Below are 25,400 nucleotides of genomic sequence, written 5' to 3'. Positions count from 1 at the left end.
GATTTAAAATTGATATCCTTTGCCCTTTTCTAGCAATTTTGCCACGTTGATCTTATCCGCAGCACAATCACTTATGTCTTGTTTACTAAATACATAAATTTTATCTTTATAACGACGAGCTTCTTTATCACCCGCTGATTTAATAATCAAACTGACGTTTTCATTTTTTGGTACAGCCCTTAAACCATTCCCGTATAAACAAAAAGTATCGACTAAAGAAGCGGTTAATCCTTGATAATATTTAACACGTTCTTGCTCTTGCGCTAATTTCTTTTCCATTTGTTTTTTGCTTAAAGCATTGGATTTTTCAATCAACTTCAAACGCTCTTTCTCGATTTCTTTTTCCGTTGCTTTTAGCGCTTTCACTTTTTCGGCTAACTCTTCTTTAGAATTTTCATCAGCTCGACGCATCTGATATTCTAAGTCACGCTTCTCACGTTCAAGATCTCTTACTTGATAAGCTATATCACGTTGCTGATCTCGTAATTCTCGGGAAAGCTCTCTATCGTTATTTAGTGAATCAATGGCACGTTCATAACTTTCTGCCGCTATTTCCATAGCATTTGAAACCTGTTCACTGATATTTTCTTGAAACTCTTCGTCTTGTGACATTTCAACTATCACGGAACTGGCTATTTCAGCCGTAGGTGGTAATGGCGCTACCGGCAGTAGATCAGGCATGACAAAATCAAATTTATAGTTGCCCCAGTTATTTGAACGTGAGCTTGAGTTTATGGTAAAAACAACGCCCTGGCCTTTCAAATAAGTACTTTCTACACTGTTTATTTTCGAACTTTTCCGTCCTTCTTGAACTGCAACTGATGAGGTAATAATCTTGCTCATAATATTGAGTTGTTTGTGCATAGTCTCAAATTCACTAGCAATTACATTGCCAGAAAAAGCTAAAACTAACGCGGAAACTACGGGTGTTAATTTTTTCATAATGATCATTCCTCTGTTGTCCAGTCTGCAGGTGTCGGCTGCAAACCTAAATTTGATAAATTTCTATCTAAACGTTTATCTAATTGAGTTGTGCGATAGTTAATCGTTTGCTCTAACTCTTTAAATTTCATTTTTTGCTGAAATTGCTCGTCAGCTCGTTGCTCGTTTATATATTTAATAAAATCAGACAGATCTTCTTTACGTTCCTGACGCGATGCGCCAATAACATAACTGGCCAATTGTAAATTACTCTCTTGCTGTTTTACCTTGATATCCGCAGCATAATTCGCAAGAATCACTTGTTGTTCGCTGGCAAATGCCTGTAATTTTTGATCAACAAGTTGAGCAATTCTTTCATCCTGACTCGCTTGATGACTTGCTTGGTAATTGTCGGCAAAGCTCAACATCACACCTTCCGGTTTTACAATTAATTCTACTTTTAATAACACTAACGCTATGGCAAAACACGAAAAAGCAAATGACATGGCAGGTAAAGCACTCCATTGCCACCAAGGCTTTTTATCAGACGTAAATGTTGAGCCTCTGTCCCAATGAGGCACATTGTGTTCATTCGCAATATCAACATAATGCGCAAGCTTATTAACGGTGGCCATTCTGTCATGCCATTGGCTATCTTGCTCGAACTCTACATCATCGATTTGCTTATTTTTATCGCTCGTTTTTCTGGCTAACCACTGAGCAAAATTTTGTTCAAGGTCGGTATCTTTAATTTCAGACATAATCCAACTCCAAATGATCTTTTAATTTATCTAGCGCGCTATAAAGTCGCGATTTAGCGGTATTTATCGAAATTCCTAACTGATATGAAATATCTTCAAATGTTGCATGTTGAAAAAACTTTAACTCAACCACTATTTTTTGATTAAAAGGTAAATGTTGTAACGCTTTTTGAATATCTTGCGCTTGTTGTCCAGATGAAAAGTTAAACTCTGGGCATGTACTATCATCTACCTCTTCTTGTTCCGGTGTATCGTCAAGAGATTGCATCGGTTTTTTCCGGCGATAAAATTCAATACAGCGGTAATGAGCAATTTTAAAGAGCCAACCTTTAAATGGACTGTCTCCACGAAAAGATGACAAATTACGAAAGACTGCGACAAACACATCTTGCATCAGATCCATCGCATCTTCTCTATTACTGACCATTCGCAAGGTGTAATTAAATAAATGCTTTTCATAACGCTTAACCAGCGTTATCCATGCTGACTTTTTCCCGTTAAGCGCTTGCTTTACTAGCGTTTCATCGCTTCGTTCAAACACGCAATGTCCTATTGTTTTAGTTAAATAACTTGTTCGTTATTATTAAAGTAGAGTACGAAGTGAAAATAGTTTGAAAATATTTACATTAATTTTTAAATACTTTAATTATGAAAAGTGTGAATACATTTTCTTTAGATATCAAGCAATTAAAAAACAGGTATTTAATTAAGCCGATTAAAAACGATAATTATCATAAATAACAATCAATTAGTTCAAAAAACCAACAAACTAACTTAAGAATAAATTATAATGAAAAACCAGTATTCCTTACGTGAATAATACGATATTGTTAGCCGATATTTTAGTTCAAATTAAAGGTGAATAATGGTCACAGCATCAGCCCGACACATTCTTGTCGATACAGAAGAACAATGTCTAACATTAAAAAGTCAGATAGAATCAGGCAGCGATTTTGCTGAAGTTGCCAAAGAGCATTCTAACTGTCCGTCAAAAATGCAAGGCGGAGCGCTAGGTTCATTTGGAAAAGGACAAATGGTGCAAGAATTTGAAGAGGTGGTATTTAACGCTGAACTCAATAAAGTACAAGGACCCGTTAAAACGCAATTTGGTTATCATTTAGTCGAAGTAACGAAAAGAACTGATTAATTTTTATCGGTTACTTTTTATTATCTTCATAAAACCACTGTTATCAGTGGTTTTTTATGGCCAATAAAATGATGACGGTATCATGCTTCAAACCCTTTATATATTCTTACGTTAAAGCCACTTTCAAGCAGTCACGTTTAAAGTAAAAACACCTTGATGATTTTTTGTACGATTTATTTGATCCCAGACAATTTTCATCAATACTAAAGAGTTAATAATGGCAAAGTAACTGATAAAAATTATTGCTTTTTATTCTTATTTTAAAGTCAAGAGTATATAAATTGCATGACTACATTTTGTTATTAATATAAATATCGTGAATAACGTGTATTAAAGCAAATGATTTATGTCAGATAGGAAATAAGGTAAACTAGGGAGATTAATTATCCCCTCGTTAAATTTACATTAGCATATCAATCCTAAAGAGAGTATTAAATGAGTCTTTATTTGGAATACATCAAAGAAATTGAAAATCGTAAAAATGAGCTAGGCCTAGCTCCTAAACCAATTGATAGCGCAGATTTATTATCAGAAATTATCACGCAAATTAAAGATAAAGAAAATCAGTATCGCCAAGATTCACTGAACTTCTTTATTTACAACACATTACCAGGCACAACCAGTGCTGCTGGTGTCAAAGCAAAATTCCTAAAAGAGATCATCTTAGGTCAAGAATCAGTAGCAGAAATCACGCCTGAGTTCGCATTTGAATTACTTTCACATATGAAAGGCGGTCCTTCAATTGAAGTATTACTTGATCTTGCCTTAAGCGATAACCCTACGGTTGCAAACCCAGCTGCTGACGTGTTAAAAACTCAAGTATTCTTATACGACGCTGACATGGCGCGTATCGAAGCAGCTTTCAAAGCAGGCAACCTTGTTGCTAAAGCACTTTTAGAAAGCTTTGCTCAAGCAGAGTTTTTCACTAAATTACCTGATATTGAAGAGAAAATTGATGTAGTAACATACATTGCTGGTGAAGGTGACATCTCAACTGATTTACTTTCTCCTGGTCATCAAGCCCACTCTCGAGCTGATCGTGAATTGCATGGTAAATGTATGATCACTCCAGAAGCTCAAGAAGAAATTCAAGCGTTACAAGCCAAGCACCCAAATGCAAAAGTTATGCTTATTGCTGAAAAAGGTACTATGGGTGTAGGTTCATCACGTATGTCTGGTGTCAATAACGTTGCACTCTGGGCGGGTAAGCAAGCAAGTCCGTATGTGCCTTTTATTAACATCGCACCGGTTGTTGCTGGTACTAACGGTATTGCTCCAATTTTCTTAACTACCGTTGATGTCACGGGCGGTATTGGTCTTGACCTTAAAAATTGGGTGAAGAAAGTAGACGCGAACGGTAATACGGTTACAGATGAAAATGGCGACCCAGTATTAGAAGAAGCATATTCAGTTGCCACAGGCACTGTGCTTACGATCGATACAAAAGCGAAAAAATTATATAACGGCGATAAAGAATTAGTCGATGTTTCTTCAGCATTCACTCCGCAAAAAGTGGAATTCATGAAAGCTGGTGGCTCTTACGCGGTTACTTTTGGTAAAAAATTACAAACCTTTGCTGCTGAAACATTAGGAATTGAAGCCCCTCAAGTATATGCACCTTCGAAAGAAATATCACATGAAGGACAAGGCTTAACGGCTGTTGAAAAAATATTTAACCGAAATGCTGTGGGGGTTGCTTCAGAAACACCTCTACATTCAGGTTCAAACGTGCGTGTTAAGGTAAATATCGTTGGCTCTCAAGATACAACTGGCCCTATGACTTGTCAGGAATTAGAAGCAATGGCTGCTTCAACTATTTCTCCATTAGTAGACGGTGCTTATCAATCTGGTTGTCATACCGCTTCAGTGTGGGATAGCAAAGCACAAGCGAATATCCCTAAGTTAATGAGCTTTATGAATGCATTTGGTTTAATCACAGCTCGTGATCCAAAAGGCGAATACCATGCAATGACTGACGTTATTCATAAGGTATTAAATGATATTACCATTGATGATCGCGCTATTATTATTGGTGGTGATTCTCATACTCGTATGTCTAAAGGTGTTGCCTTTGGTGCTGACTCGGGTACGGTTGCTATTGCGCTTGCCACCGGTGAGTCTGCAATGCCTATCCCAGAATCTGTAAAAGTTACTTTTAAAGGTGATATGAAAGGTCATATGGATTTCCGTGACGTTGTTCATGCAACACAAGCACAAATGCTTAAGCAGTTTGGCGGAGAAAACGTATTCCAAGGTCGTATCATCGAAGTTCATATTGGTACTTTATTAGCTGACCAAGCATTTACTTTCACAGACTGGACAGCAGAAATGAAAGCGAAAGCTTCAATCTGTATTTCTAACGATGAAACGTTAATTAAGTCTATTGAACTTGCAAAAAGTCGTATCCAAATCATGATCAACAAAGGTATGGATAACGAAGCGGGCATGTTAAAAGGACTTATTAAATTAGCTGATGAGCGTATCGCTGGCATTCAGTCTGGTGAGCAACCGGCATTATCACCGGATGATAATGCTAAATACTACGCAGAAGTATTAGTCGATTTAGATGCTATCGATGAGCCGATGATCGCCGATCCTGATGTAAACAACGAAGATGTATCAAAGCGTTATACCCACGATGTGATTCGCCCTGTTTCATTCTATAATGGCAAACCTGTTGATTTAGGTTTTGTGGGCTCTTGTATGGTTCACAAAGGTGATATGCAAATTATCGCTCAAATGTTACGTAATATTGAGAAACAAAATGGTGCGATTGAATTTAAAGCACCATTAGTGGTTGCTCCACCAACATATAATATTGTTGACGAGTTAAAAGCTGAAGGTGACTGGGATATTTTAGAGAAATACGCAGGTTTTGTATTTGATGATGCTAAACCTAAAGGCGAAGCACGTACTAAATATGAAAACATTCTTTATCTAGAACGCCCAGGTTGTAACTTATGTATGGGTAACCAAGAAAAAGCTGAACCAGGTGATACCGTTATTGCTACGTCTACACGCTTGTTCCAAGGTCGAGTTGTGGCAGATACTACCGAGAAAAAAGGTGAATCTTTACTAGGCTCTACACCGCTTGTAGTACTATCATCCGTATTGGGTCGTTTCCCGACAATGGATGAGTACCTCGCCGCTGTTGAAGGTATTAATTTGACACGTTTTGCTCCGCCAACACAAGCAATGAGCACTAAGTACGTTGCTCAAGCGGTTCCAATTAAAGTAGTTTAATCCACTTATCTAAGGTTTACACTACAAAATAATAAAGGGTTACTTCTTGGAAATATTTAGAAGTAACCCTTTTTTTTGCTATTTTTTAGGACACTCTATTATTGCCTTTAAATCCGGTTGAATGTAACTTTTCGCCACTTGTTTATCATAAAAACCTTCCACACCTTCTAAGAGCTCAAGTTTAAAACCATACACCTGACACACCTCTAAAGCATGACGAAGTAAAAAAGAGGAAAGCTGAGTAAATCGAGTATTTTTTTTGCGATGAATCACGACTTGGTAAACATTTTCAGACAATTGTTGTTGATTAAACTGTAAATCATGATCAAAATCCCAGTTATTTGAATCATTTTTTACCAAAGTACAAGATGAAATTTGTAAACATAAAATTATCACAAATATTCTCTTCATTTTTCTCTCCTCAACTAATCTCAGTTTTCATAACTTCCTTCATTGAATATAACACATTGCTTAATATCTACTGCTTTTTCGGTAATTTAACAGCTATTTATCGGCAATTTGGAAATATTTATATCACTTGCTATAAAGAATAAAGTAAAATACACCATAATTATTTACTTCATTTTGACGACGAAAAAGGAATATATTTAATGCGTCTATTTAATGCTTCAAGGCTTTGCCAAGCCTTATGTTTTGCAACCTTATCTTTCACCGCTTCAGCAAGCGAACAGCCTGATGCTGATTCATTAGTAGGGAACACTTACCTAGGTGGACATTTAACGTACTTCAAAACTGACCTAGACCGTTTATTCACTTCGGATAGTAAGTCAGCTATTGATGGCGCTGCGGGATTTGGTGGTGAATTCGGTTACCGTATCACCCCTTTTTATGAAGCACGTTTATCATTATCAAAATTAAACATAGATACCGGTCATAAAGGTTTCGATGTACCGTCAGGCACGAGTACCGCCTTTGATTTATTATATTTCCCTAAAAAAGCAAATTTTTACTTTGTTGCCGGTGCTGACTTTTTAGACATCAATCATTCTAATCTATCTGCTGATTTAGGTATGGGCTATCGTCATTACTTAAGTGAGAACACTGCACTTTATATTGAAGGAAAAAGTCATTACCAATTCGATGATCACTATGTTGATTACTCTTCTAAAATTGGTTTTGTTTATTATTTTGGTACGAAACCCGCACCTATTAAACGCGCTAAAAAAGTAGCTGCTCAGCCAACTAACAAGGCAGTTTCTGCTCCAAAAGACTCAGATGCTGATGGTGTATTTGACGCAAACGATCAATGTTCAAATACTCCAATGACTGACAAAGTTGATGCTAACGGTTGTACTATTTTTACAGAGCAACAAGAAACCATTAACTTAATTGTTAACTTTGCTAACAATAAGAGTGATGTTGATGAGCAGTATTTATCTGAAATTGCTAGAGTTGCTGAGTTTATGAAGCAATATTCTCATGTTGATTTAACGATCAATGGTCACACCTCTGCTGTTGGTGAAGCGGCTTACAACCAGCAACTTTCTGAAAAACGTGCTCAAGCAATCGTTGATGTATTAGTGAATAACTTTGCTATAGAACAAAGCCGATTAACGGCAATTGGTCACGGTGAAGCACAATTAGTGAATGAAGCTAACACGCCAGCGGCTCATGCTCAAAACAGACGTATTCAAGCAAAAGTACAAACGACTAAGAAAGTTGCGATAAAAAGATAATTCAAGCTCACTTTCTAAGACATTAAAAAGCCAGCGTTATGCTGGCTTTTATTTTCAGGATTTAATTTATTTATTTATTTATTTAATAAATGTTTTGATAAAAAGGCATCTAACTCACCAAAAGCTTTTAATCTATTTTCAGACTCGTCTAAGTAATGAGTTCCATGCTTAAATTCAACATATTTTACCTTTAACCCTGCTGACTTAGCTTTCTCATAAAATTCTTTTGATTGATTTAATCTAACTTGCGTATCGTGCGTTCCATGCAACAATAAAATGGGGGCTTTAATTTTATTTAAATGATATATAGCTGAGTTTTCTTTTAAAGTATTTGCAATTTCATCATTGGTGGGGTCTCCAATAGTGTTAACTATATGAGCTCTAATTCTACCTTCCCATTTATAATCTTTCTCAGCAAGCTCTAATAAATCACTTACCCCTGCAATGCTAATAATACATTTATATTTATCAGGTTGTTGAAAAGCAGCAGTCAATGCCGCATAACCGCCATAACTATAACCCGCGAAACATGAATTATCTTCATCAACTAAATTTTTAGTTTGCAACCAATGTATACCATCATAGAGATCTTCTTGCATTTTCTGTCCCCACTCATGATAGCCAGAAGTCTGGAAATCAGAGCCAAACCCTCCGGACCCCCTATAATTGACTTGTAAAACGGCAAACCCTTTATTAGTAAAAAATTGCACATAAGGATCAAAGTATTGGTAATCTCGAATACCTATAGGACCACCATGCGGCCAAATTATTAATGGCGGTTTAGTTGCCATATTCTTAATTGGCATAGTCAAATAACCACTTAATGGAACACCGTCACGAGCGTCAAAATTTATCGGTATAACATTAGCAAGAGGTTGATTTTCAAGATATGGAAACTGGCTGAACCATAAGCCACCTTTTTTATTTGCGAGATCTAACCAAAAAAACTTGCTCGGACTATTATCTTTTGCAGCGAAAATAAGCAATTTAGTATCATCTTTGTTTTTACTGTATATATTGGTATAAAAGCCTTTGAACGTATTATTTACAATTTTTGCTAATTGGTTATTTTTTTCAGAGAAATAATGATCTTGACGAAAGTGCTCAAAATACGTGACACCAATAATTTCATCACGACCAGTATTATAAATGACATTATTTACGTCGTATTTTTCATGACCATAAATTAACTTAGTATATTCTCCACTAACAATATCGTATTCCCATAATGACGTGCGTCGAGTTTTATGATCCGTTAAAACGATCAATTTATTACCTTCTACAGCAATGGGTATAAAAGTTTCTCCTTCAAAAGCTTTTTGTTTATGTAACAACTGCCACTCATCTTTCTCATTGTTTCGATGCCAAATCGTTCGAATTTCAGGATCTTCTTTCATCGCTCCATAACCGAAGGTTACTGTATCGTTTTCATTAACTACCCAGTTGAAAACGTTATACCTATTCGCAAATAATTTAGTAAACTTACCATCATATACATTTACTTTATAAACAACTTGGGCCTCATCTCTAACATCATACATTTGAAGTAAAACATGCTCTTTATCATCTTTTAGTAATGACACTAAATGAATATCAGCCATCGCTCTTTTTTCCCAAGGAGCAAGCTCTTTAACAACTTTTGTTTTCAATTCACGTATTTCTTTACCGTCTATTCCAACAGAAAAAATACGGTTCATTCTAAAATATCTGTTAACTATTTTTTCAGAGTAGCTTGCTGAAATAAGTAGCCTATTATTATTCGCCCAATAAATATCTTCTATTCTATCTTCAGACTTTCTCAATTGGACTAAAGTAGTGATTTCAGTTGAAGCAAACTCACTTAACACAACTTTAGGACCATCTTCAGAATTAAAGACAGACGCAATAAGCTGACCATTGGGTGAGACAGTAGGTGATTCGAGCATAGGTAAATGGCCGAATTCTTTATAAGTAAGGGGGGGATTTTTTGCAAACGTAACGGCTGACATCAACGCCATCACTACGATTAGGTATGTGATAAGTTTCATATTCTTCCATGAATAATTTATATGTATAAATATATTAAAGTTAATAAAAATAAAAAGCCAGCGTTATGCTGGCTTTTATTTTTATATTGATAAAGTACGTATTACTTTTTCTTTTTAACGGCTTTAGCGTTAGGTAAATCAGTAATTGAACCTTCAAAAATTTCTGCCGCTAAACCAATAGATTCGTTTAACGTTGGGTGAGCATGAATAGTTAAACCCACATCTTCAGCGTCAGCACCCATTTCAACTGCTAAACAAATTTCACCTAGCATTTCACCAGCATTGATACCAACGATAGCACCACCAAGAACTCGGCCAGTTTCTTTTTCGAAGATCATTTTCGTTTTACCTTCGGTACGCGCTGAAGCAATAGCACGACCAGAAGCAGCCCATGGGAAGTTAGCAACTTCAATATTTAAACCTTGCTCTTTCGCTTCACGCTCAGTCACACCAACCCAAGCCATTTCAGGATCAGTATAAGCAATTGAAGGGATACAACGTGGATCAAATACGTGTTTCTTACCCGCAATAACTTCAGCAGCAACATGTGCTTCGTGTACCGCTTTATGTGCAAGCATAGGTTGACCTACCACATCGCCAATCGCAAAAATATTGTTTACATTTGTACGTAATTCGTTAGAAACGTTAATAAAACCACGCTCGTCAACATTCACGCCTGCTTTGTCAGCAGCCACTAAATGACCATTTGGCTTACGACCAACCGCTACTAAAATTTTGTCATAACGCACTTGTTTTTCAGGCGCATTCTTGCCTTCAAATGTTACGTATAAACCATCATCTTTCGCTTCAACTGCAACCACTTTAGTAGACAACATGATGTTGAATTTTTTCTTATTAAAATTAGTATAAATTTTAACGATATCTTTATCAGCAGCTGGTACTAATTGATCCGCAAATTCTACCACAGATACATTAGAACCTAAGGCGTTATAAACTGTACCCATTTCTAAACCAATGATACCGCCACCAAGTACTAACATTTCACCCGGTACGTCTTCTAACTCTAATGCACCCGTTGAATCAATAACACGAGGATCATCATTTGGAATAAATGGTAAATCGATAACTGATGAACCACAGGCGATAATCGCATTATCAAATGTGATTGTAGTCTTGCCGTCTTCACCTTCAACTTCAACCGTTTTATCTGAAGTGAATTTACCATAACCTGTTACTGTTTTAACTTTACGCGCTTTAGACATACCGCCTAAGCCACCCGTTAATTGACCAATAACGTCTTCTTTCCAGCTACGAATTTTATCAAGATCAATTTTAGGTTGACCAAAGGTAACCCCATGAGACGCCATTGCCGCTGCATCATCAATTACTTTAGCTACGTGAAGTAATGCTTTTGAAGGAATACAACCAACATTTAAACAAACACCACCTAACGTAGCGCGGCTTTCAACTAATACGACATCTAAACCTAAATCAGCGGCACGGAATGCTGCTGAATAACCACCTGGACCTGCACCTAAAACGACTACTTGAGTTTTAATTTCGTTACTCATGCTAACCTCAATTAACTTGTTGTTTTGTCACTCACCACTTTATTACAACGTTAAGCAGCAAATATAAATTTTTATGATTTTTCTGGGCGGAATTTTACTTAAACTCGCACCAAATCGCTATCTTTTATCGTACCTTCTTTGACCAAAGTAGTAAAAAGTGAGAAAGATTGTCTCATTCTCACTTTTTTATCACTACTTTTACAAAATTAATTTACGAATATCGCTCATCACACCTGCTAAATGTACCGTAAATCGTGCTGCTAACGCGCCATCAATTACACGATGATCGTATGACATAGATAAAGGTAACATTAGTTTAGGCTCAAATTCTTTACCATTCCATTTAGGTTTCATCTCAGATTTAGAAACACCTAAAATAGCCACTTCAGGAGCATTAACGATTGGTGTAAACGCGGTACCACCAATTCCACCAAGACTTGAAATAGTAAAACAGCCACCTTGCATGTCAGCCGCTTTTAATTTTCCTTCACGTGCTTTGATACTAATTTCAAGTAATTCACGAGATAATTCATGAATGCCTTTTTTATCAACATCACGCACTACAGGAACAACCAAGCCATTCGGTGTATCAACCGCTACACCAATGTGAATATACTTTTTCAAAATCAAGCTTTCGCCGTCTTCACTCAAACTTGAGTTAAACGTAGGGAAAGTTTTCAGTGCATCTGCCGCTGCTTTTAATATAAAGACTAGCGGCGTAATTTTAAAACCAAGCTTTTGCTTTTCACAAACTACATTTTGCTCTTTTCTGAATGCTTCAACATTAGTAATGTCAGCTTCATCAAATTGCGTTACATGTGGAATAGTCACCCAGTTTTTATGTAAAAATGGCCCAGATATCTTTTGAATACGTGATAATTCTTTCGTTTCAATTTCACCAAACTTAGAAAAATCAACAGGTTTACTCGCCACTACTTGTAAACCACCACTGCCACCCGATACTGAGTTAGAAGCACTCGCTTTAGGACGAGACAATTCATATTTAACATACGATTGAACGTCTTCTTTTAAGATACGGTTTTTATTACCTGTCCCCTTCACTAACGTTAAATCAACACCAAATTCACGTGCTAATCGACGAATAGAAGGAGAAGTATAAATTGCGCCTGAAGATTTCACCCCTGATTGAGGATGATGAGGTACTGGCGCGGCTTTCTTTTCCACCGGCGCGGTAACTTCAGCTTTTGGTGCTTGTGCAGCAGGTGCTGGCGCCGCTGGTTGTTCAATTGCTGCAGGAGCTCCACTGTTAGTCTCTAATTTAATCACTAACGAGCCTTGCTTAACTTTATCGCCAGTAGCTACTAACACTTCTTTAACAATACCTGCATGTGAAGAAGGTACATCCATGGTTGCTTTGTCAGTTTCCAAGGTGATTAAACCGTCTTCTTCTGCAATTTCATCACCCACAGCAATCAAGACATCAATGACATCTACTTCGCCATCTTCACCAATATCTGGCACTACAACATCAATCACTTCACTACCGCCAGCAGCAACAGGTGCTTCGGCTGGCGCTTCAGCAGCTGGTGCTGGTTCAGCAGGCGTTTCTACTGCAGGAGCCGGCTCTGGTTCAGCTGCCGGCGCTTCTTGTGATGAACCGCCAGAAACTTTCATTTCACCAATTAAGTCGCCTTCTTTGATTTTATCGCCAACGGCAACATTTAACGCAGTGAGTTCTCCGGCAACGGGTGCCGGAATATCCATAGAGGCTTTATCGGTTTCAACGGTAACAATACCTTCATCAGCTTCTAAGGTGTCGCCAACCGCAAAACAAATTTCAATAACTTCAACTTCGTCACCACCAACATCTGGGACTAGTATTTGTTGAATATCAGACATAATTATTCTCCTAGTCCTTATTAAGCGTAAAGTGGGTTAAGTTTGTTAGTATCAATATTAAAGCGTTTGATCGCTTCAGTAACCACCGAATACTTAATGTCACCACGGTTGGCTAATTCAAATAATGACGCTACCACAATATAAGCCGCATTAACTTCAAAATGACGACGTAAGTTAGCACGGCTATCGCTTCGACCAAAACCGTCAGTTCCTAAACAACGATATTCAGTATCAATAAATGCTCTAACTTGATCAGAATAAGACTTCACATAATCAGTTGCAGCAATAGCAGGACCATTTTCTTTAGTGATAACGGTACTGATATAAGGTACTTTTTGCTCTGCTTCAGGGTTAAGCATGTTTTGACGAGTCACTTCTTGCCCGTCACGCGCTAATTCGTTAAATGAAGTAACAGAATAAACGTCACTTGAGATATTGTAATCAGCACTTAAAATCTGAGCAGCTTCTCGCACTTGTAATAAAATAGTACCTGAGCCCATTAACTGAACGTTCGCAACAGATTTTTTAGATGCAACAGTTTCAAGCTTATAAATACCTTTAATGATTTCATCCGCAACATTGCTATCTTCAGGGAAAGCAGGATGTTGGTAATTTTCATTCATTAACGTTAAGTAGTAGAAAATATTTTCATTGTTTTCATACATACGACGTAAACCGTCGCGCACAATAACCGCCACTTCATAACCATATGTTGGATCGTAGGTAACACAGTTTGGAATTAATCCCGCTTGCACATGTGAGTGGCCATCTTGATGTTGTAAACCTTCGCCATTTAGCGTAGTACGACCTGCCGTTGCCCCTAATAAGAAACCACGTGCTTGCGAATCACCTGCCGCCCAAGCTAAGTCACCAACACGTTGAAAACCAAACATTGAGTAATAAATATAAAATGGAATCGTTGTCGCGTTACAAGTTGAATATGAAGTACCAGATGCAACCCAAGACGCCATCGCTCCTAATTCGTTAATCCCTTCTTGTAATACCTGACCTTTTTTATCTTCTCGATAATAAGCAACTTGGTCGGCATCTTGAGGAATATATTTTTGACCTTCATTCGCATAAATACCTACTTGGCGGAATAAACCTTCCATACCAAAAGTACGCGCTTCATCAGGAATAATTGGCACAATACGCTTACCAATTTTCTTATCTTTTAATAAGCTGTTTAATACACGAACAAAAGTCATCGTCGATGAAACTTCACGCTCACCTGAACCTTTTAAAATCGCATCAAAAGATTTAAGCGGTGGAATTTCTAACGTTTCTTCCGCTTGTTGACGACGTGCAGGTAATGAACCACCTAATGCTTCACGACGCTCTTTCATGTATTTGTATTCAACACTATCTTCTGGAAATTTGTAATAAGGTAAATCGCCAATATCTTCATCAGCAATTGGAATATTAAAACGATCACGGAAATATTTAATTGACTCAACGTCCATTTTCTTTACGTTATGCGCAATATTTAAACCTTCGCCGGCAGTACCTAAACCAAAACCTTTAACCGTTTTAGCAAGAATAACCGTTGGGCGACCTTTAGTTTTCATGGCTTTATCATATGCAGCATAAACTTTAACAGGATCATGACCACCACGGTTTAAACGCCAGATGTCTTCATCAGACATGTTTGCAACCATTTCAGCCGTTTCAGGATACTTATTGAAGAAGTTCTCGCGAGTATATTTACCACCTTTCGCTTTACAGTTTTGGTACTCACCATCCACGGTTTCATTCATCAACTGCAATAACTTACCTGAAGTATCCCGAGCTAACAAAGCATCCCAGTATGAACCCCAAATAACTTTCGTAACTTCCCAGCCTGCACCACGGAACGTGCCTTCAAGTTCTTGAATAATTTTACCGTTACCACGAACAGGCCCATCAAGGCGTTGTAAGTTACAGTTAATAACAAACGTTAAGTTATCTAAACCTTCGCGCGACGCTAAACCAATCGCACCTAATGATTCTGGCTCATCTGTTTCACCGTCACCAAGGAAAGCGTAAACACGTTGGCCAGAACAATCTTTAATACCACGATCCGTTAAATACTTTAAGAAACGTGCAGTATAAATAGCTTGCAATGGACCTAAGCCCATAGAAACAGTTGGAAACTGCCAATAGTCTGGCATTAAATGTGGGTGAGGATATGAAGAAAGACCACCACCATCTACTTCTTGACGGAAGTTATTTAATTGTTCTTCAGTTAATGCACCTTCAAGGAAAGAACGTGCATAAATCCCCGGAGAAATATGGCCTTGAGCAAAAATAAAATCGCCACCATCTTCTGGTGACGCGGCCTTAAAGAAGTGGTTAAAACCTACATCATAAAGCATCGCAGATGATGCAAAAGAGCCAATATGGCCACCTAATTCCAGATCTTTTTTTGACGCTCTAAGTACTAATACTAATGCATTCCAACGAATAGCCGCACGAATACGCGCTTCGATCGTTTGATCGCCTGGCATATGTGGTTCTTGCCCTGGAGGGATAGTGTTCACATACGCAGTCGTTGCGTCAAAAGGTAAATGTGTACCGCTACGACGAGCATGGTCAATTAGTTTTTCTAATAAAAAATGTGCGCGTTCTGGACCTTCATTTTCTAAAACCGATTCCATTGATTCTAACCACTCTTGGGTTTCTAATGAATCAATATCAATGTTTGGGAATTCAGACATAATTACTTAGTCTCCATTCTTTCGTTAGTTAAGGTAAATAAGGTGTAGATTAAAAAGTGCTAAAAATTCAAACATAACTTTAGTCTCTTTAATCTACCTATTTCTTGTTAGGTTCTTAGAAAACAAATAAAAACCAATTTCTTTTATCAAATCTTTTGCATACGACGCATTGAGCGTTGCATCCGACTCTGTTCTTCCGTTAAATTCAATAATACTTCTTCAATAAAAGCTAAATGGCGGTGACTGGCACCCCAAGCTTTTTGAGGTTGCCCACTGACAATTGCGTCGAGTAAACGGGTTCGATACTCAGCAATTTTCGCAAAAATATCAGGTCGTTGAGCCAGTATTGTTAAGTTCTGCTCGATATTATCAATGACAATTGAAGACATACTTCTCGCTAAATGCAAAATCACACCATTATGTGATGCCGAGCATATCGCTAAATAAAATTCATATACCGCTTTCGCTTCATCACAATAGTCATTTTCAAGTTGGGCATTGCCAATCGCTTCATGTTTGCTTTTAATTTCATCAAAATCTGCGGCCGTGCCACGCATTGCCGCATAATAAGCAGACATTCCTTCGATACCATGACGAAACTCTAATAAATCAAATTGCGACTCATTACTTTGTGCCATTAAATCAAAAAGAGGATCAGAAAAGCCTTTGAGAATTTGTTCACTGACAAAAGTGCCACCGCCTTGTTTGCGTGTCACTAAACCTTTGGCTTCTAATTTTTGAATGGCTTCGCGAAGCGAGGGGCGAGAAACATCAAATTGAATGGCTAATTCGCGTTCAGGTGGTAATTTTTGGCCCGCGATTAAACTACCTTCCAAGATCATCGCTTCCAGTTGTGATTGAATCACATCTGAGAGTTTTGCTTGCTTCACTGGTTGTTTAATATTGGCTAGGACCATAATGTAAAATCTTTACCTAATTTGATAAATACTCTTTTAAAAACAAGCAAAAAACTCGCGGTCAATTGGTATTACCATTGTAAAAAGTGACGTAAAAATAACAAAATATTTTGATTTTGTAAATAGAACATAGTTCAGCTGGCTAAAAAAACAACTGTAAATTGATCAGTAAAGTCGCTTTTTTTAGTGAAAGAACTGCGTTAAAAAGAGTAAAACAGATTAAAAAAGAGTGAGAAAGCCGTAACTTATAGGGATAGAAGTTACGGCTATAACGTTAAGAAAATAATTATAATTTAACTAATAACCCCAGTAAGAATCAGCAATGCAATAATTGAAAAGCACAATAATAAAGATCGTTTTGCTAATCGAACCAACAAACAGGGCTCAGCAGTACAATCATTGACATCAACCATAAAATCTTCAGATTTCTCGGCAACACTAATTAATACATTATGTGGTAATTTTCCTACATCAAAGAAGTTTTCCAACCACACAGGTAAGGCTCGTGAAAAGTGCCCTACTAGCATATAGCCAAAAGCAAGCATCCGAACAGGTAGCCAATCTAACCAGAAAAGTAATTGCTGATTATATTCACTGACCTTTAGTTCATCTTCGCTACGTTGATATTCCGTTGTCGCTTCAATAGTGTCATCGACGCTTTTATCCGCATTGCTAATTTCAGGCTCATCGGTTTCATTTTTCTCACTTTCTTGTTCATCGCTTGCTTCATTTAACTGACTTAACAGTCGGTAAAATAAAGCGCCCGGTGCACCAAAAACAACAAAAAAGATCATGATTGCAATAAAGTAGCGATAATTGAGCCAAATTAACGCTTGCCCAAAGCCCATATCAGGTAAGTTTTTATCCTGTAATAATTGTTTATGATGCATATCACACGTGGTTGTTTCCCCTCGAAAAGCAGCCATTAAATATTGTTTATAAATATCTCGCGTTTTTACACAGCCAAAACACAAAATTAAGAGTAATGTTGAGATCACAAGGTGTATTAAACTATTGTCAACAACACTTAATAGAAAGTAACAACCGATAACAGGTAAAAGTAAAAATATGCTATTAGCTAACACTGACTTGCTAGGCGAGCCCAAGGCTAAATAGCGCTGAAATAACGCATGATAACGAGAATAATATGCAGAAAACTGCCAAGCAGAAGAAGATAAATAGCGTTCTGCCGCTAAAGCAATAAGTAAACTAATTAGGCTCATGTTTATTATCCATTAATGTTATCGGTATTTATTATATTATTATGCTTAAAAAGCAAAAAAGTAAGTAACAAGCTTTACACTCGGTCGTTATTTATTCGTGAACTAGTTATTTAATATCATTTGCTGATACTTTTGCCAATCAAAGGCATCACCAGGATCTGTTTTTCTACTCGGTGCAATATCACAATGACCAGTGATATTACCCGCTATTAAAGGGTAAGTGGTGATCAGTGATAAAGTTAACTGGCTAAGTTGTTGATATTGTTCGTTAGTATAAGGAATATCATCCGCACCTTCCAGCTCTATTCCTATGGAAAAATCATTGCACTTTTCTTTGCCTTGATAGTTTGACACACCCGCATGCCAGGCTCGGTCATTAAAAGAAACATATTGAATAATCTGGCCATCACGACGAATAAGGCAATGGGCTGATACGCGTAATTGATAAATTTCTTCAAAACTCGGATGAGCTTGGGGATCTAACCGACCTAAAAATAAATCAGAAATATACTGACCACCAAATTGCCTTGCAGGAAGTGAAATATTATGGATCACAAGTAAAGATATTTCGTCACTTGCACAGTGCTCACGTTGGTCATAATGAGGTGAAATACATTTTTCAGCCTGCTCTAACCATCCTTGATTGATAGTCATAATTGCGTCAGATTGAGAAATTGTTGGTTTAGGCATACAAATCGCACAATAAATATTGATATACTCACTATCATACTGTTTGTATGCGTGTATTCAAAGCCAAGGTTATAAAGTGCAACGACAAATCACGCAATTGCTGTAACACGCTACAGCCGCAACGTTAAATGATCGCAAGGAAATTAAAGCTAATGACATCACAACCAGAAATAAGTACCAATAAAATGGGCAAAATATTTATCTGGATTGCATGGTTGATAGTGTTAGCTTTACTGGTGTTTGTCTTTCAAGATATTTTGGAACAGCAATGGAATCCGAATGCACAACCTGAGTATCGTCTAACTGAATCTGGAAAAGCAGAAGTGAGATTATTGCAAAATAAGCAAGGTCACTATGTTACTCAGGGCAAAATTAATAATCAAAACGTAACCTTTCTTCTTGATACGGGCGCGACAAATGTATCAATTCCTGCTCATATTGCTGACAAATTACAATTAACTAGTCAAGGAAGTCATATTGCACAAACCGCTAATGGTAATGTCAGAGTGTATAAAACGATGATAGACCAACTTAATATTGGCAATTTGTTTTTATATAATATCAGTGCAAGTATTAACCCAGGTATGAAATCAAATGAAATTCTATTGGGCATGAGTGCCTTAAAAAAGGTAGAATTTAGTCAATCAGGAAACTTGCTCATTTTACGTGAGCGTTAGTGTTTTACCCTTTTAAAATTATTAAGCGAAAATTTAATGACCTCTTCTCAACATTCATCAGAACTTCAACACGATATTGAGCAAACTGTTGCTTGGGCATTATGTGAAGATCTTGGCGTCACTCAACCTACAGAAATAACCAATACCCTTGATATTACTGCCGAACTGATCCCGGCAGACAATCAAGCAGTTGCTAATATTATTTGCCGTGATGAATGTGTGATCTGTGGCGTAGAGTGGGTAAATCAAGTTTTTTTACAACTTGATAACGCCTTTGGTTTTACCGGAGAACAAGCGACAAAAATCACTTGGTTCGTTACTGACGGACAAGCGGTTAAAGCCAATACCACCTTATTTGAATTATCAGGCAATGCACGAGCTCTACTAACCGGTGAACGTACCGCGCTCAATTTTTTACAAAGCTTATCTGGTACAGCAACAACTACTTGTAAATATGTTGAATGTTTATCAGGCACTAATACGAAGTTATTAGATACCAGAAAAACGATACCAGGTTTACGTAGCGCACAAAAATACGCGGTAAAATGTGGCGGTGGCGTTAATCATCGTATTGGGTTATTTGACGCTTTTTTAATTAAAGAAAATCACATCGCCGCTTGTGGGGGTATTGCAAAAGCGATCAGCACAGCAAAATCAAACCACCCTAGCATTACCGTTGAAGTTGAAGTAGAGAGTATTGAAGAACTAACTCAAGCGTTAAATGCCCAAGCTGACATCATTATGTTAGATAATTTTACTCCTGAGATGATAGAACAAGCGGTTAAGTTAACAGCCGATATATCTCAAGGTAAAACAAAGCTAGAAGTATCCGGCAATATGACCATAGAAACATTAACCACCTATGCCAAAGCTGGCGTTGATTTTATTTCGTCAGGTGCGCTTACAAAACATGTCAACGCCGTTGATCTTTCAATGCGTTTTGTCTGATTGAATTCATATCATCAAAAAAACGGGCCAATTGTTCACGATCGGCCCGTTTTTTTTTATACCAAACAGTTTATTCGGTAAGTAAATACTTGCTTAACTAACTTTTTGACTCCCTCAATCAAAATCATAAATTTTCTTGGCATGTTAGCAGTAATCATTTAACTATTTTTCAACTACTTTTTACTTGAACCAATTTTTTTACCATTAAAGGCAAAAAAAATTCGTAAACATTCTGTTAAAAATCAAGCTGATTTCACCTAAAAATGGACTTTTTTGAAAAAAAAGTAAAAAAATGCAAAAAAAGTCGATACAAAATTTTACATTTCACAAATTTTGTCGCAGTATGAAGTCAGCCCCCGTAATTAGAGTATGGATTTAATTATTATGAAAAAAACATTACAAAACTTAGCAACAGCAAAAACTAACAAAGGTTTTACATTAATTGAATTGATGATCGTAGTTGCGATTATCGGTATTTTAGCCGCGGTAGCATTACCGGCTTATCAAACATATGCTGATAGAGCTAAATTCGCTGAAGTTATATTAGCTTCAGGGATATACAAGAATGCAGCTAGTATTGCAGCTCAAACCAAAGGTGCAGCAAAAACAGATTTAGACGCTGCCAAGTTTGGTATTCCAGCCAAAGATGATCCAGGCGCTCTTGCAGCAACACATGTAACTGGTGCGAATATGGCTGACGGTGTAATTACAATCACTTCTGATTTAAGTGCTGGTGGTGTTACTAATGCTACATACACTCTTACAGCAACAGTTGATGCGCAAGGTGGTATTGTCTGGACTGAAGGCGGCACTTGTTTAACCGCTGGTCTATGTTAATATTAATATAATTTAAAAAAAGCTCCTACGGGAGCTTTTTTACTTTCTAAACAACTCTTTTTCTTTGTGTACAAAAATGAGTTACACTGTAAAACGTTACTATTAAATTGAGTACAACCAAGGCGTTATGAAAGGACTGCATCAACAATCTAGTGTTTTATCAGCTTTATCTAAGCATAATTTAGTGACTTCTGAGCAACTGGATGAAATCAGTGCTGATTTTATTCAGCAGAAAAAACCTTTTGTACGTTATCTGGTTGAAGATAAAAATTTTGACGCCCAAAATATAGCCAGTATTTTATCGCGAAGTTTTGGCTATGCGCTCATAGATTTACAACATTTCGATACAAGCCTAGTCCCAGAAGGTATTCGCAATGAAAAGCTGATCCGCAAACATAATGCCTTACCGTTATTTTTACGTGGTAAAGTGTTATTTGTTGCTATGTCTGATCCAACCAATTTAGACGCACTTGAAGAAATTCAATTTAATACCGGCTTTACCACTGAATTAGTACTGACCAATGAAAAAAGTTTACATGCCTGTATTGATAAAGTATTAGAAGAAGAAAGCGATGCATTAGATATCAGTGATATTGATACTGAAGAACTCTCTGGCATTGATGTTCAAGAAGAAAGAACTGAAGATGACAGCGACGGTGCTACTGGCGGTAAAGAAGATGCCCCTATCGTTGTTTATATTAATAAAATACTGCTCGATGCGATTAAAAAAGGCGCCTCAGATTTACATTTTGAACCTTACGAAAAATCTTATCGTATTCGATTTCGCGTTGATGGCATTTTAACCGAAGTTGCTAAACCGCCTATTTCATTGTCATCTCGAATGGCAGCCCGATTAAAAGTCATGTCTAAGCTTGATATTGCCGAGCGTCGTGTGCCGCAAGATGGCCGGATAAAATTGGCGTTATCCAAACGTAAATCCATCGATTTTCGAGTCAGTACTCTACCCACCATGTGGGGCGAAAAAATTGTAATGCGGATCTTAGACTCTTCCAGTGCTATGCTTGGTATCGATATGCTTGGCTACGAGGCAGAGCAGAAAAAAATCTATATGGATGCTCTCGCCCAGCCTCAAGGCATGATATTAGTTACAGGGCCAACCGGTTCGGGTAAAACCGTTTCTCTTTATACCGGTTTAAATATATTAAATACCCAAGAGCGTAATATTTCCACCGCCGAAGATCCGGTAGAAATCAACTTAGAAGGGATTAACCAAGTACAAATAAACACTAAAGCTGGCTTAACGTTTCCAAGCGCACTACGCTCTTTTCTTCGTCAAGATCCCGATATTGTTATGGTAGGTGAAATCCGAGATTTAGAAACCGCTGAAATTGCTATCAAAGCTGCTCAAACTGGTCACTTAGTATTATCCACCCTACATACTAATTCAGCCGCTGAAACCTTGACTCGTTTACTTAATATGGGAGTGCCTTCCTATAACGTAGCCAGCTCTGTTAGTATTATTATTGCTCAGCGTTTAGCACGTCGGTTATGCACTCAATGTAAAGCAGAAGAAGTTATTCCAGAAGCGGAATTACTTAAACAAGGTTTCCCAGAAGATAAAATTGGCCAATTTACTTTATTTAAACCTGTCGGTTGTGATCAATGTACTGGTGGTTATAAAGGCCGCGTCGGTATTTATGAAGTGATAAAAATTGGCGAACAAGTGGCTAATATTATTATGGAAGGCGGTAACTCATTAGATATTGCCGCCCAATGTCAAAAAGAAGGTTTTGATAACTTAAGGCAATCTGGCATTAAAAAAGCCATGCAAGGCATGACGAGTTTAGAAGAAATTAATCGCGTGACAAATTCATAAAGCAAAATTGCAACTAGATTTTAGCGTTCAAAATGTAAGCAGTAGGTTAGCAACAATTGCTATGCGCTAATATTTGATATAAGTTCGAATATTAGATGAGCGTTAATCGAGTATAACTACTAGGGGTTTATATGGCAGCTGCAGCTTCAGCAAAACAAAAAATCGCCACCACAAAAGAACTCGATGTCTTTCAATGGCAAGGGGTGAATCGCAAAGGCAAAAAAGTAAGTGGCGAGCTGCCTGCTGCGAGTATGCTGGAATTAAAAGCGCAATTAAGAAAACAAGGCGTTACCCCAGGAAGAGTGAAGAAAAAACCTAAGGCTTTATTTGGCTTAGGTGGCGATAAAAAGATTGTCCCCGCCGATATCGCAGTAGTTACTCGTCAAATAGCCACTATGTTAGGCGCCGGTGTACCTTTAGTGCAATCGATTGAAATGATCGGTAAAGGTCACAGTAATGGTAATATGCAAAAACTGTTAGGTGATATTAGTATCAAATTACAATCAGGTATCCCCTTGTCAGAGTGCTTACGTGAACATCCTAAATATTTCGATAGTTTGTATTGCGACTTAGTGCAATCAGGGGAACAATCGGGTGCTTTAGAAACCATTTATGATCGTGTTGCTACCTATAAAGAAAAAGCCGAAGCATTAAAAGCTAAAATAAAAAAGGCCATGACTTATCCAATTGCGGTATTAGTCGTTGCCGCTATTGTTACCTCTATTTTATTAATCTTTGTTGTGCCGGTGTTTAAAGAAATCTTTGATAGTTTCGGCGCAGAATTACCTGCCTTCACTTTATTTGTTTTAGGAATATCCGATTTTATGCAGGCTTATTGGTATATAGGACTCGGTGCTATTTTTGCGGCGATGTACCTTTTCAAAAAAGCGCATTTAAAAAGTCAAAAATTTCGTGATAGTGTCGATAAGAAAATTTTAAAATTACCTGTGGTGGGTGATATTTTAGAAAAAGCCGCCGTCGCGCGTTATGCTCGCACCCTTGCCACTACCTTTGCTGCCGGTGTACCGTTACCGGATGCTTTAGAGTCTGCAGCTGGCGCGTCAGGCAATGCGGTATTTCGCGATGCCATTTTAGAAATTCGCTCAGAAGTAACTTCAGGGATGCAAATGAACTTAGCCATGCGAAACTGTAGTATATTCCCTGATATGGTAATTCAAATGGTGGCTATTGGTGAAGAATCAGGCGCGGTTGATGATATGTTAGCAAAAGTAGCCACGGTCTACGAACAACAAGTCGATGATGCCGTAGACAATTTAACCGCTCTTTTAGAACCAATGATAATGGCGGTTTTAGGGGTGGTTATCGGCGGTTTAATAGTGGCAATGTACCTGCCTATATTCCAAATTGGTATGGTCGTTTAATCACTTTTTATCAATGAAAGTATCACGTAATTCACTGTGGCGAGAACGTATCGCCACACTCTTTTCAATTCAAGTATTGCAAGTAGGTTCTCCGTGTTTTCTGATGTTATTACTGCCTTTGAGTATTACCCTTTAAGTTTTTATATAACCGTTGTTATTGTTGGCTTAACTATTGGCAGCTTTTTAAATGTCGTTATATTTCGCTTGCCAAAGATGTTAGAACAAGGTTGGTATAAAGAATGCCGAGAGTTTCTGGCTGATGAACTAAAAGATACCACGGAAAAAGCAAAGAAAACGGAATCAATCACCTTATCAAAACCAAACTCAACTTGCCCACATTGCAACCATGAAATTCGTTTCTATGAAAATATTCCTGTGCTCAGCTGGTTAATGTTAAAAGGTAAATGTAGTCAATGTAAAACCGCTATTTCTATTCGTTATCCTATTGTTGAAAGTGTTACGGCATTATTAAGTTTAGTAGTAGCCTTGCATTATGGCGTTGCTCCCATTACTTTTTTCGTATTAATTCTCACGTGGGGCCTTATCTGTTTAACCATGATTGATTTCGATCATATGTTACTGCCAGATCAATTTACTTATCCTCTTTTGTGGCTGGGTTTACTCATTAATATTGATGGCTTGATTGTTCCTTTAGATCAAGCTGTTATTGGTGCTGTTGCAGGTTATATGAGTTTATTCTCGGTTTTTTGGTTATTCAAGCTAATCACAGGTAAAGAAGGTATGGGTCATGGTGATTTTAAATTATTGGCTGTCTTCGGTGCTTGGATGGGTTGGCAGTTATTGCCTTTATTAATACTCATGGCTTCTGCTGTCGGTGCCATTATTGGCATATCATTAATGATTTTTAAAAATCACGCACGCGAACAAGCCATTCCTTTTGGCCCATATTTAGCCATTGCGGGTTGGATTTGTTTGCTTTGGGGTGAAGGGATTTGGCAAAGTTATTTAAGTTTCATCATGCCTTAAAGCCAATGAGCCTATAAC

Annotated in this window: 20 protein-coding genes; 9 read left to right on the top strand and 11 right to left on the bottom strand. The window is 37.5% G+C overall.

Translation table 11 applies throughout. From position 1 onward, the window contains the following. Positions 1-3: 3 nt before the first annotated feature. The 3 genes from RM573_RS07255 to RM573_RS07245 are packed head-to-tail and all read right to left on the bottom strand — an operon-like array spanning position 4 to position 2,223. Positions 4-942: a hypothetical protein gene (locus RM573_RS07255; RefSeq protein ID WP_311579471.1), complete on the bottom strand. Its 939-nt coding sequence runs from the start codon at positions 940-942 to the stop codon at positions 4-6. Positions 943-947: 5 nt separating this feature from the next. Further along, complete coding sequence (locus RM573_RS07250; RefSeq protein WP_311579468.1) at positions 948-1,682, bottom strand: hypothetical protein; 735 nt, start codon at positions 1,680-1,682, stop codon at positions 948-950. Further along, complete coding sequence (locus tag RM573_RS07245; RefSeq protein WP_311579465.1) at positions 1,675-2,223, bottom strand: RNA polymerase sigma factor; 549 nt, start codon at positions 2,221-2,223, stop codon at positions 1,675-1,677. Before RM573_RS07245 ends, RM573_RS07250 begins: the two co-directional genes overlap by 8 nt. Positions 2,224-2,547: 324 nt before the next feature. On the opposite strand from RM573_RS07245, the gene RM573_RS07240 reads away from it, so the two are divergent. After that, positions 2,548-2,829: a peptidylprolyl isomerase gene (locus RM573_RS07240; protein WP_311579462.1), complete on the top strand. Its 282-nt coding sequence runs from the start codon at positions 2,548-2,550 to the stop codon at positions 2,827-2,829. Between the two features lie 435 nt (positions 2,830-3,264). After that, positions 3,265-6,072: a bifunctional aconitate hydratase 2/2-methylisocitrate dehydratase gene (locus RM573_RS07235; RefSeq protein WP_311579460.1), complete on the top strand. Its 2,808-nt coding sequence runs from the start codon at positions 3,265-3,267 to the stop codon at positions 6,070-6,072. Between the two features lie 78 nt (positions 6,073-6,150). On the opposite strand, the gene RM573_RS07230 is transcribed toward RM573_RS07235, so the two are convergent. Next, positions 6,151-6,483, bottom strand: coding sequence for a hypothetical protein (locus RM573_RS07230; protein WP_311579457.1), 333 nt, complete (start codon positions 6,481-6,483; stop codon positions 6,151-6,153). Between the two features lie 200 nt (positions 6,484-6,683). Here RM573_RS07230 and RM573_RS07225 point away from each other — a divergent pair, with 200 nt between their 5' ends. Then, positions 6,684-7,769 carry an OmpA family protein gene (locus RM573_RS07225; RefSeq protein ID WP_311579454.1) on the top strand — a complete coding sequence of 362 codons (1,086 nt, stop codon included), beginning with the start codon at positions 6,684-6,686 and terminating at the stop codon, positions 7,767-7,769. A 74-nt stretch (positions 7,770-7,843) separates the two neighbouring features. Here the strand turns inward: RM573_RS07225 and RM573_RS07220 are convergent, their stop codons facing one another. From RM573_RS07220 to ampD, 7 genes are all read right to left on the bottom strand, one after another. Continuing rightward, positions 7,844-9,796, bottom strand: coding sequence for an alpha/beta hydrolase family protein (locus tag RM573_RS07220; RefSeq protein ID WP_311579452.1), 1,953 nt, complete (start codon positions 9,794-9,796; stop codon positions 7,844-7,846). A 101-nt stretch (positions 9,797-9,897) separates the two neighbouring features. Beyond that, on the bottom strand, positions 9,898-11,328 hold the full coding sequence (gene lpdA / locus RM573_RS07215; protein WP_311579449.1) for a dihydrolipoyl dehydrogenase: 1,431 nt from the start codon (positions 11,326-11,328) through the stop codon (positions 9,898-9,900). Between the two features lie 198 nt (positions 11,329-11,526). After that, positions 11,527-13,188, bottom strand: a complete 1,662-nt coding sequence (gene aceF, locus RM573_RS07210) for a dihydrolipoyllysine-residue acetyltransferase (RefSeq protein WP_311579446.1) — start codon at positions 13,186-13,188, stop codon at positions 11,527-11,529. 20 nt (positions 13,189-13,208) lie between these two features. Beyond that, complete coding sequence (gene aceE / locus RM573_RS07205; protein WP_311579443.1) at positions 13,209-15,884, bottom strand: pyruvate dehydrogenase (acetyl-transferring), homodimeric type; 2,676 nt, start codon at positions 15,882-15,884, stop codon at positions 13,209-13,211. 146 nt (positions 15,885-16,030) lie between these two features. After that, positions 16,031-16,801 carry a pyruvate dehydrogenase complex transcriptional repressor PdhR gene (gene pdhR / locus RM573_RS07200; protein WP_432280224.1) on the bottom strand — a complete coding sequence of 257 codons (771 nt, stop codon included), beginning with the start codon at positions 16,799-16,801 and terminating at the stop codon, positions 16,031-16,033. Positions 16,802-17,094: 293 nt separating this feature from the next. Beyond that, entirely contained in the window at positions 17,095-18,024 is a 930-nt protein-coding gene (gene ampE / locus RM573_RS07195; RefSeq protein ID WP_311579440.1) for a beta-lactamase regulator AmpE, read from the bottom strand. Positions 18,025-18,126: 102 nt separating this feature from the next. Continuing rightward, complete coding sequence (gene ampD / locus RM573_RS07190) at positions 18,127-18,714, bottom strand: 1,6-anhydro-N-acetylmuramyl-L-alanine amidase AmpD (protein WP_311579437.1); 588 nt, start codon at positions 18,712-18,714, stop codon at positions 18,127-18,129. 152 nt (positions 18,715-18,866) lie between these two features. Here ampD and RM573_RS07185 point away from each other — a divergent pair, with 152 nt between their 5' ends. The 6 genes from RM573_RS07185 (at position 18,867) to RM573_RS07160 (ending at position 25,382) form a co-directional block, all read left to right on the top strand. Then, complete coding sequence (locus RM573_RS07185) at positions 18,867-19,391, top strand: retropepsin-like aspartic protease family protein (protein WP_311579434.1); 525 nt, start codon at positions 18,867-18,869, stop codon at positions 19,389-19,391. Between the two features lie 36 nt (positions 19,392-19,427). Next, entirely contained in the window at positions 19,428-20,339 is a 912-nt protein-coding gene (gene nadC, locus RM573_RS07180) for a carboxylating nicotinate-nucleotide diphosphorylase (RefSeq protein ID WP_311579431.1), read from the top strand. A 384-nt stretch (positions 20,340-20,723) separates the two neighbouring features. Continuing rightward, positions 20,724-21,176, top strand: a complete 453-nt coding sequence (locus RM573_RS07175) for a pilin (RefSeq protein WP_311579429.1) — start codon at positions 20,724-20,726, stop codon at positions 21,174-21,176. 127 nt (positions 21,177-21,303) lie between these two features. Continuing rightward, a complete protein-coding gene (pilB, locus tag RM573_RS07170) occupies positions 21,304-23,013 on the top strand; it encodes a type IV-A pilus assembly ATPase PilB (RefSeq protein ID WP_311579426.1) in 1,710 nt (569 codons plus the stop codon). A 131-nt stretch (positions 23,014-23,144) separates the two neighbouring features. Further along, the gene (locus RM573_RS07165) at positions 23,145-24,395 is read left to right on the top strand and encodes a type II secretion system F family protein (protein WP_311579424.1); all 1,251 of its coding nucleotides are present in this window, start codon (positions 23,145-23,147) and stop codon (positions 24,393-24,395) included. A 93-nt stretch (positions 24,396-24,488) separates the two neighbouring features. Continuing rightward, entirely contained in the window at positions 24,489-25,382 is an 894-nt protein-coding gene (locus RM573_RS07160; protein ID WP_311579422.1) for a prepilin peptidase, read from the top strand. Positions 25,383-25,400: the final 18 nt, after the last annotated feature.

It is taken from the genome of Thalassotalea castellviae (assembly GCF_031846185.1).
In the GTDB taxonomy this organism is placed as follows: domain Bacteria; phylum Pseudomonadota; class Gammaproteobacteria; order Enterobacterales; family Alteromonadaceae; genus Thalassotalea_H; species Thalassotalea_H castellviae.
The sequence above is the reverse complement of the archived record's forward strand: the minus strand, read 5'-3'. Positions and strand labels throughout refer to the sequence as shown.

Excerpts from the sequence above, each read along its gene's own strand:
- RM573_RS07255 (WP_311579471.1), bottom strand. The coding sequence starts at position 942 with ATGAAAAAATTAACACCCGTAGTTTCCGCGTTAGTTTTAGCTTTTTCT.
- RM573_RS07250 (WP_311579468.1), bottom strand. The coding sequence starts at position 1,682 with ATGTCTGAAATTAAAGATACCGACCTTGAACAAAATTTTGCTCAGTGG.
- RM573_RS07240 (WP_311579462.1), top strand. The coding sequence starts at position 2,548 with ATGGTCACAGCATCAGCCCGACACATTCTTGTCGATACAGAAGAACAA.
- RM573_RS07235 (WP_311579460.1), top strand. The coding sequence starts at position 3,265 with ATGAGTCTTTATTTGGAATACATCAAAGAAATTGAAAATCGTAAAAAT.
- RM573_RS07230 (WP_311579457.1), bottom strand. The coding sequence starts at position 6,483 with ATGAAGAGAATATTTGTGATAATTTTATGTTTACAAATTTCATCTTGT.
- RM573_RS07225 (WP_311579454.1), top strand. The coding sequence starts at position 6,684 with ATGCGTCTATTTAATGCTTCAAGGCTTTGCCAAGCCTTATGTTTTGCA.
- RM573_RS07220 (WP_311579452.1), bottom strand. The coding sequence starts at position 9,796 with ATGAAACTTATCACATACCTAATCGTAGTGATGGCGTTGATGTCAGCC.
- lpdA (WP_311579449.1), bottom strand. The coding sequence starts at position 11,328 with ATGAGTAACGAAATTAAAACTCAAGTAGTCGTTTTAGGTGCAGGTCCA.
- aceF (WP_311579446.1), bottom strand. The coding sequence starts at position 13,188 with ATGTCTGATATTCAACAAATACTAGTCCCAGATGTTGGTGGTGACGAA.
- aceE (WP_311579443.1), bottom strand. The coding sequence starts at position 15,884 with ATGTCTGAATTCCCAAACATTGATATTGATTCATTAGAAACCCAAGAG.
- pdhR (WP_432280224.1), bottom strand. The coding sequence starts at position 16,801 with ATGGTCCTAGCCAATATTAAACAACCAGTGAAGCAAGCAAAACTCTCA.
- ampE (WP_311579440.1), bottom strand. The coding sequence starts at position 18,024 with ATGAGCCTAATTAGTTTACTTATTGCTTTAGCGGCAGAACGCTATTTA.
- ampD (WP_311579437.1), bottom strand. The coding sequence starts at position 18,714 with ATGCCTAAACCAACAATTTCTCAATCTGACGCAATTATGACTATCAAT.
- RM573_RS07185 (WP_311579434.1), top strand. The coding sequence starts at position 18,867 with ATGACATCACAACCAGAAATAAGTACCAATAAAATGGGCAAAATATTT.
- nadC (WP_311579431.1), top strand. The coding sequence starts at position 19,428 with ATGACCTCTTCTCAACATTCATCAGAACTTCAACACGATATTGAGCAA.
- RM573_RS07175 (WP_311579429.1), top strand. The coding sequence starts at position 20,724 with ATGAAAAAAACATTACAAAACTTAGCAACAGCAAAAACTAACAAAGGT.
- pilB (WP_311579426.1), top strand. The coding sequence starts at position 21,304 with ATGAAAGGACTGCATCAACAATCTAGTGTTTTATCAGCTTTATCTAAG.
- RM573_RS07165 (WP_311579424.1), top strand. The coding sequence starts at position 23,145 with ATGGCAGCTGCAGCTTCAGCAAAACAAAAAATCGCCACCACAAAAGAA.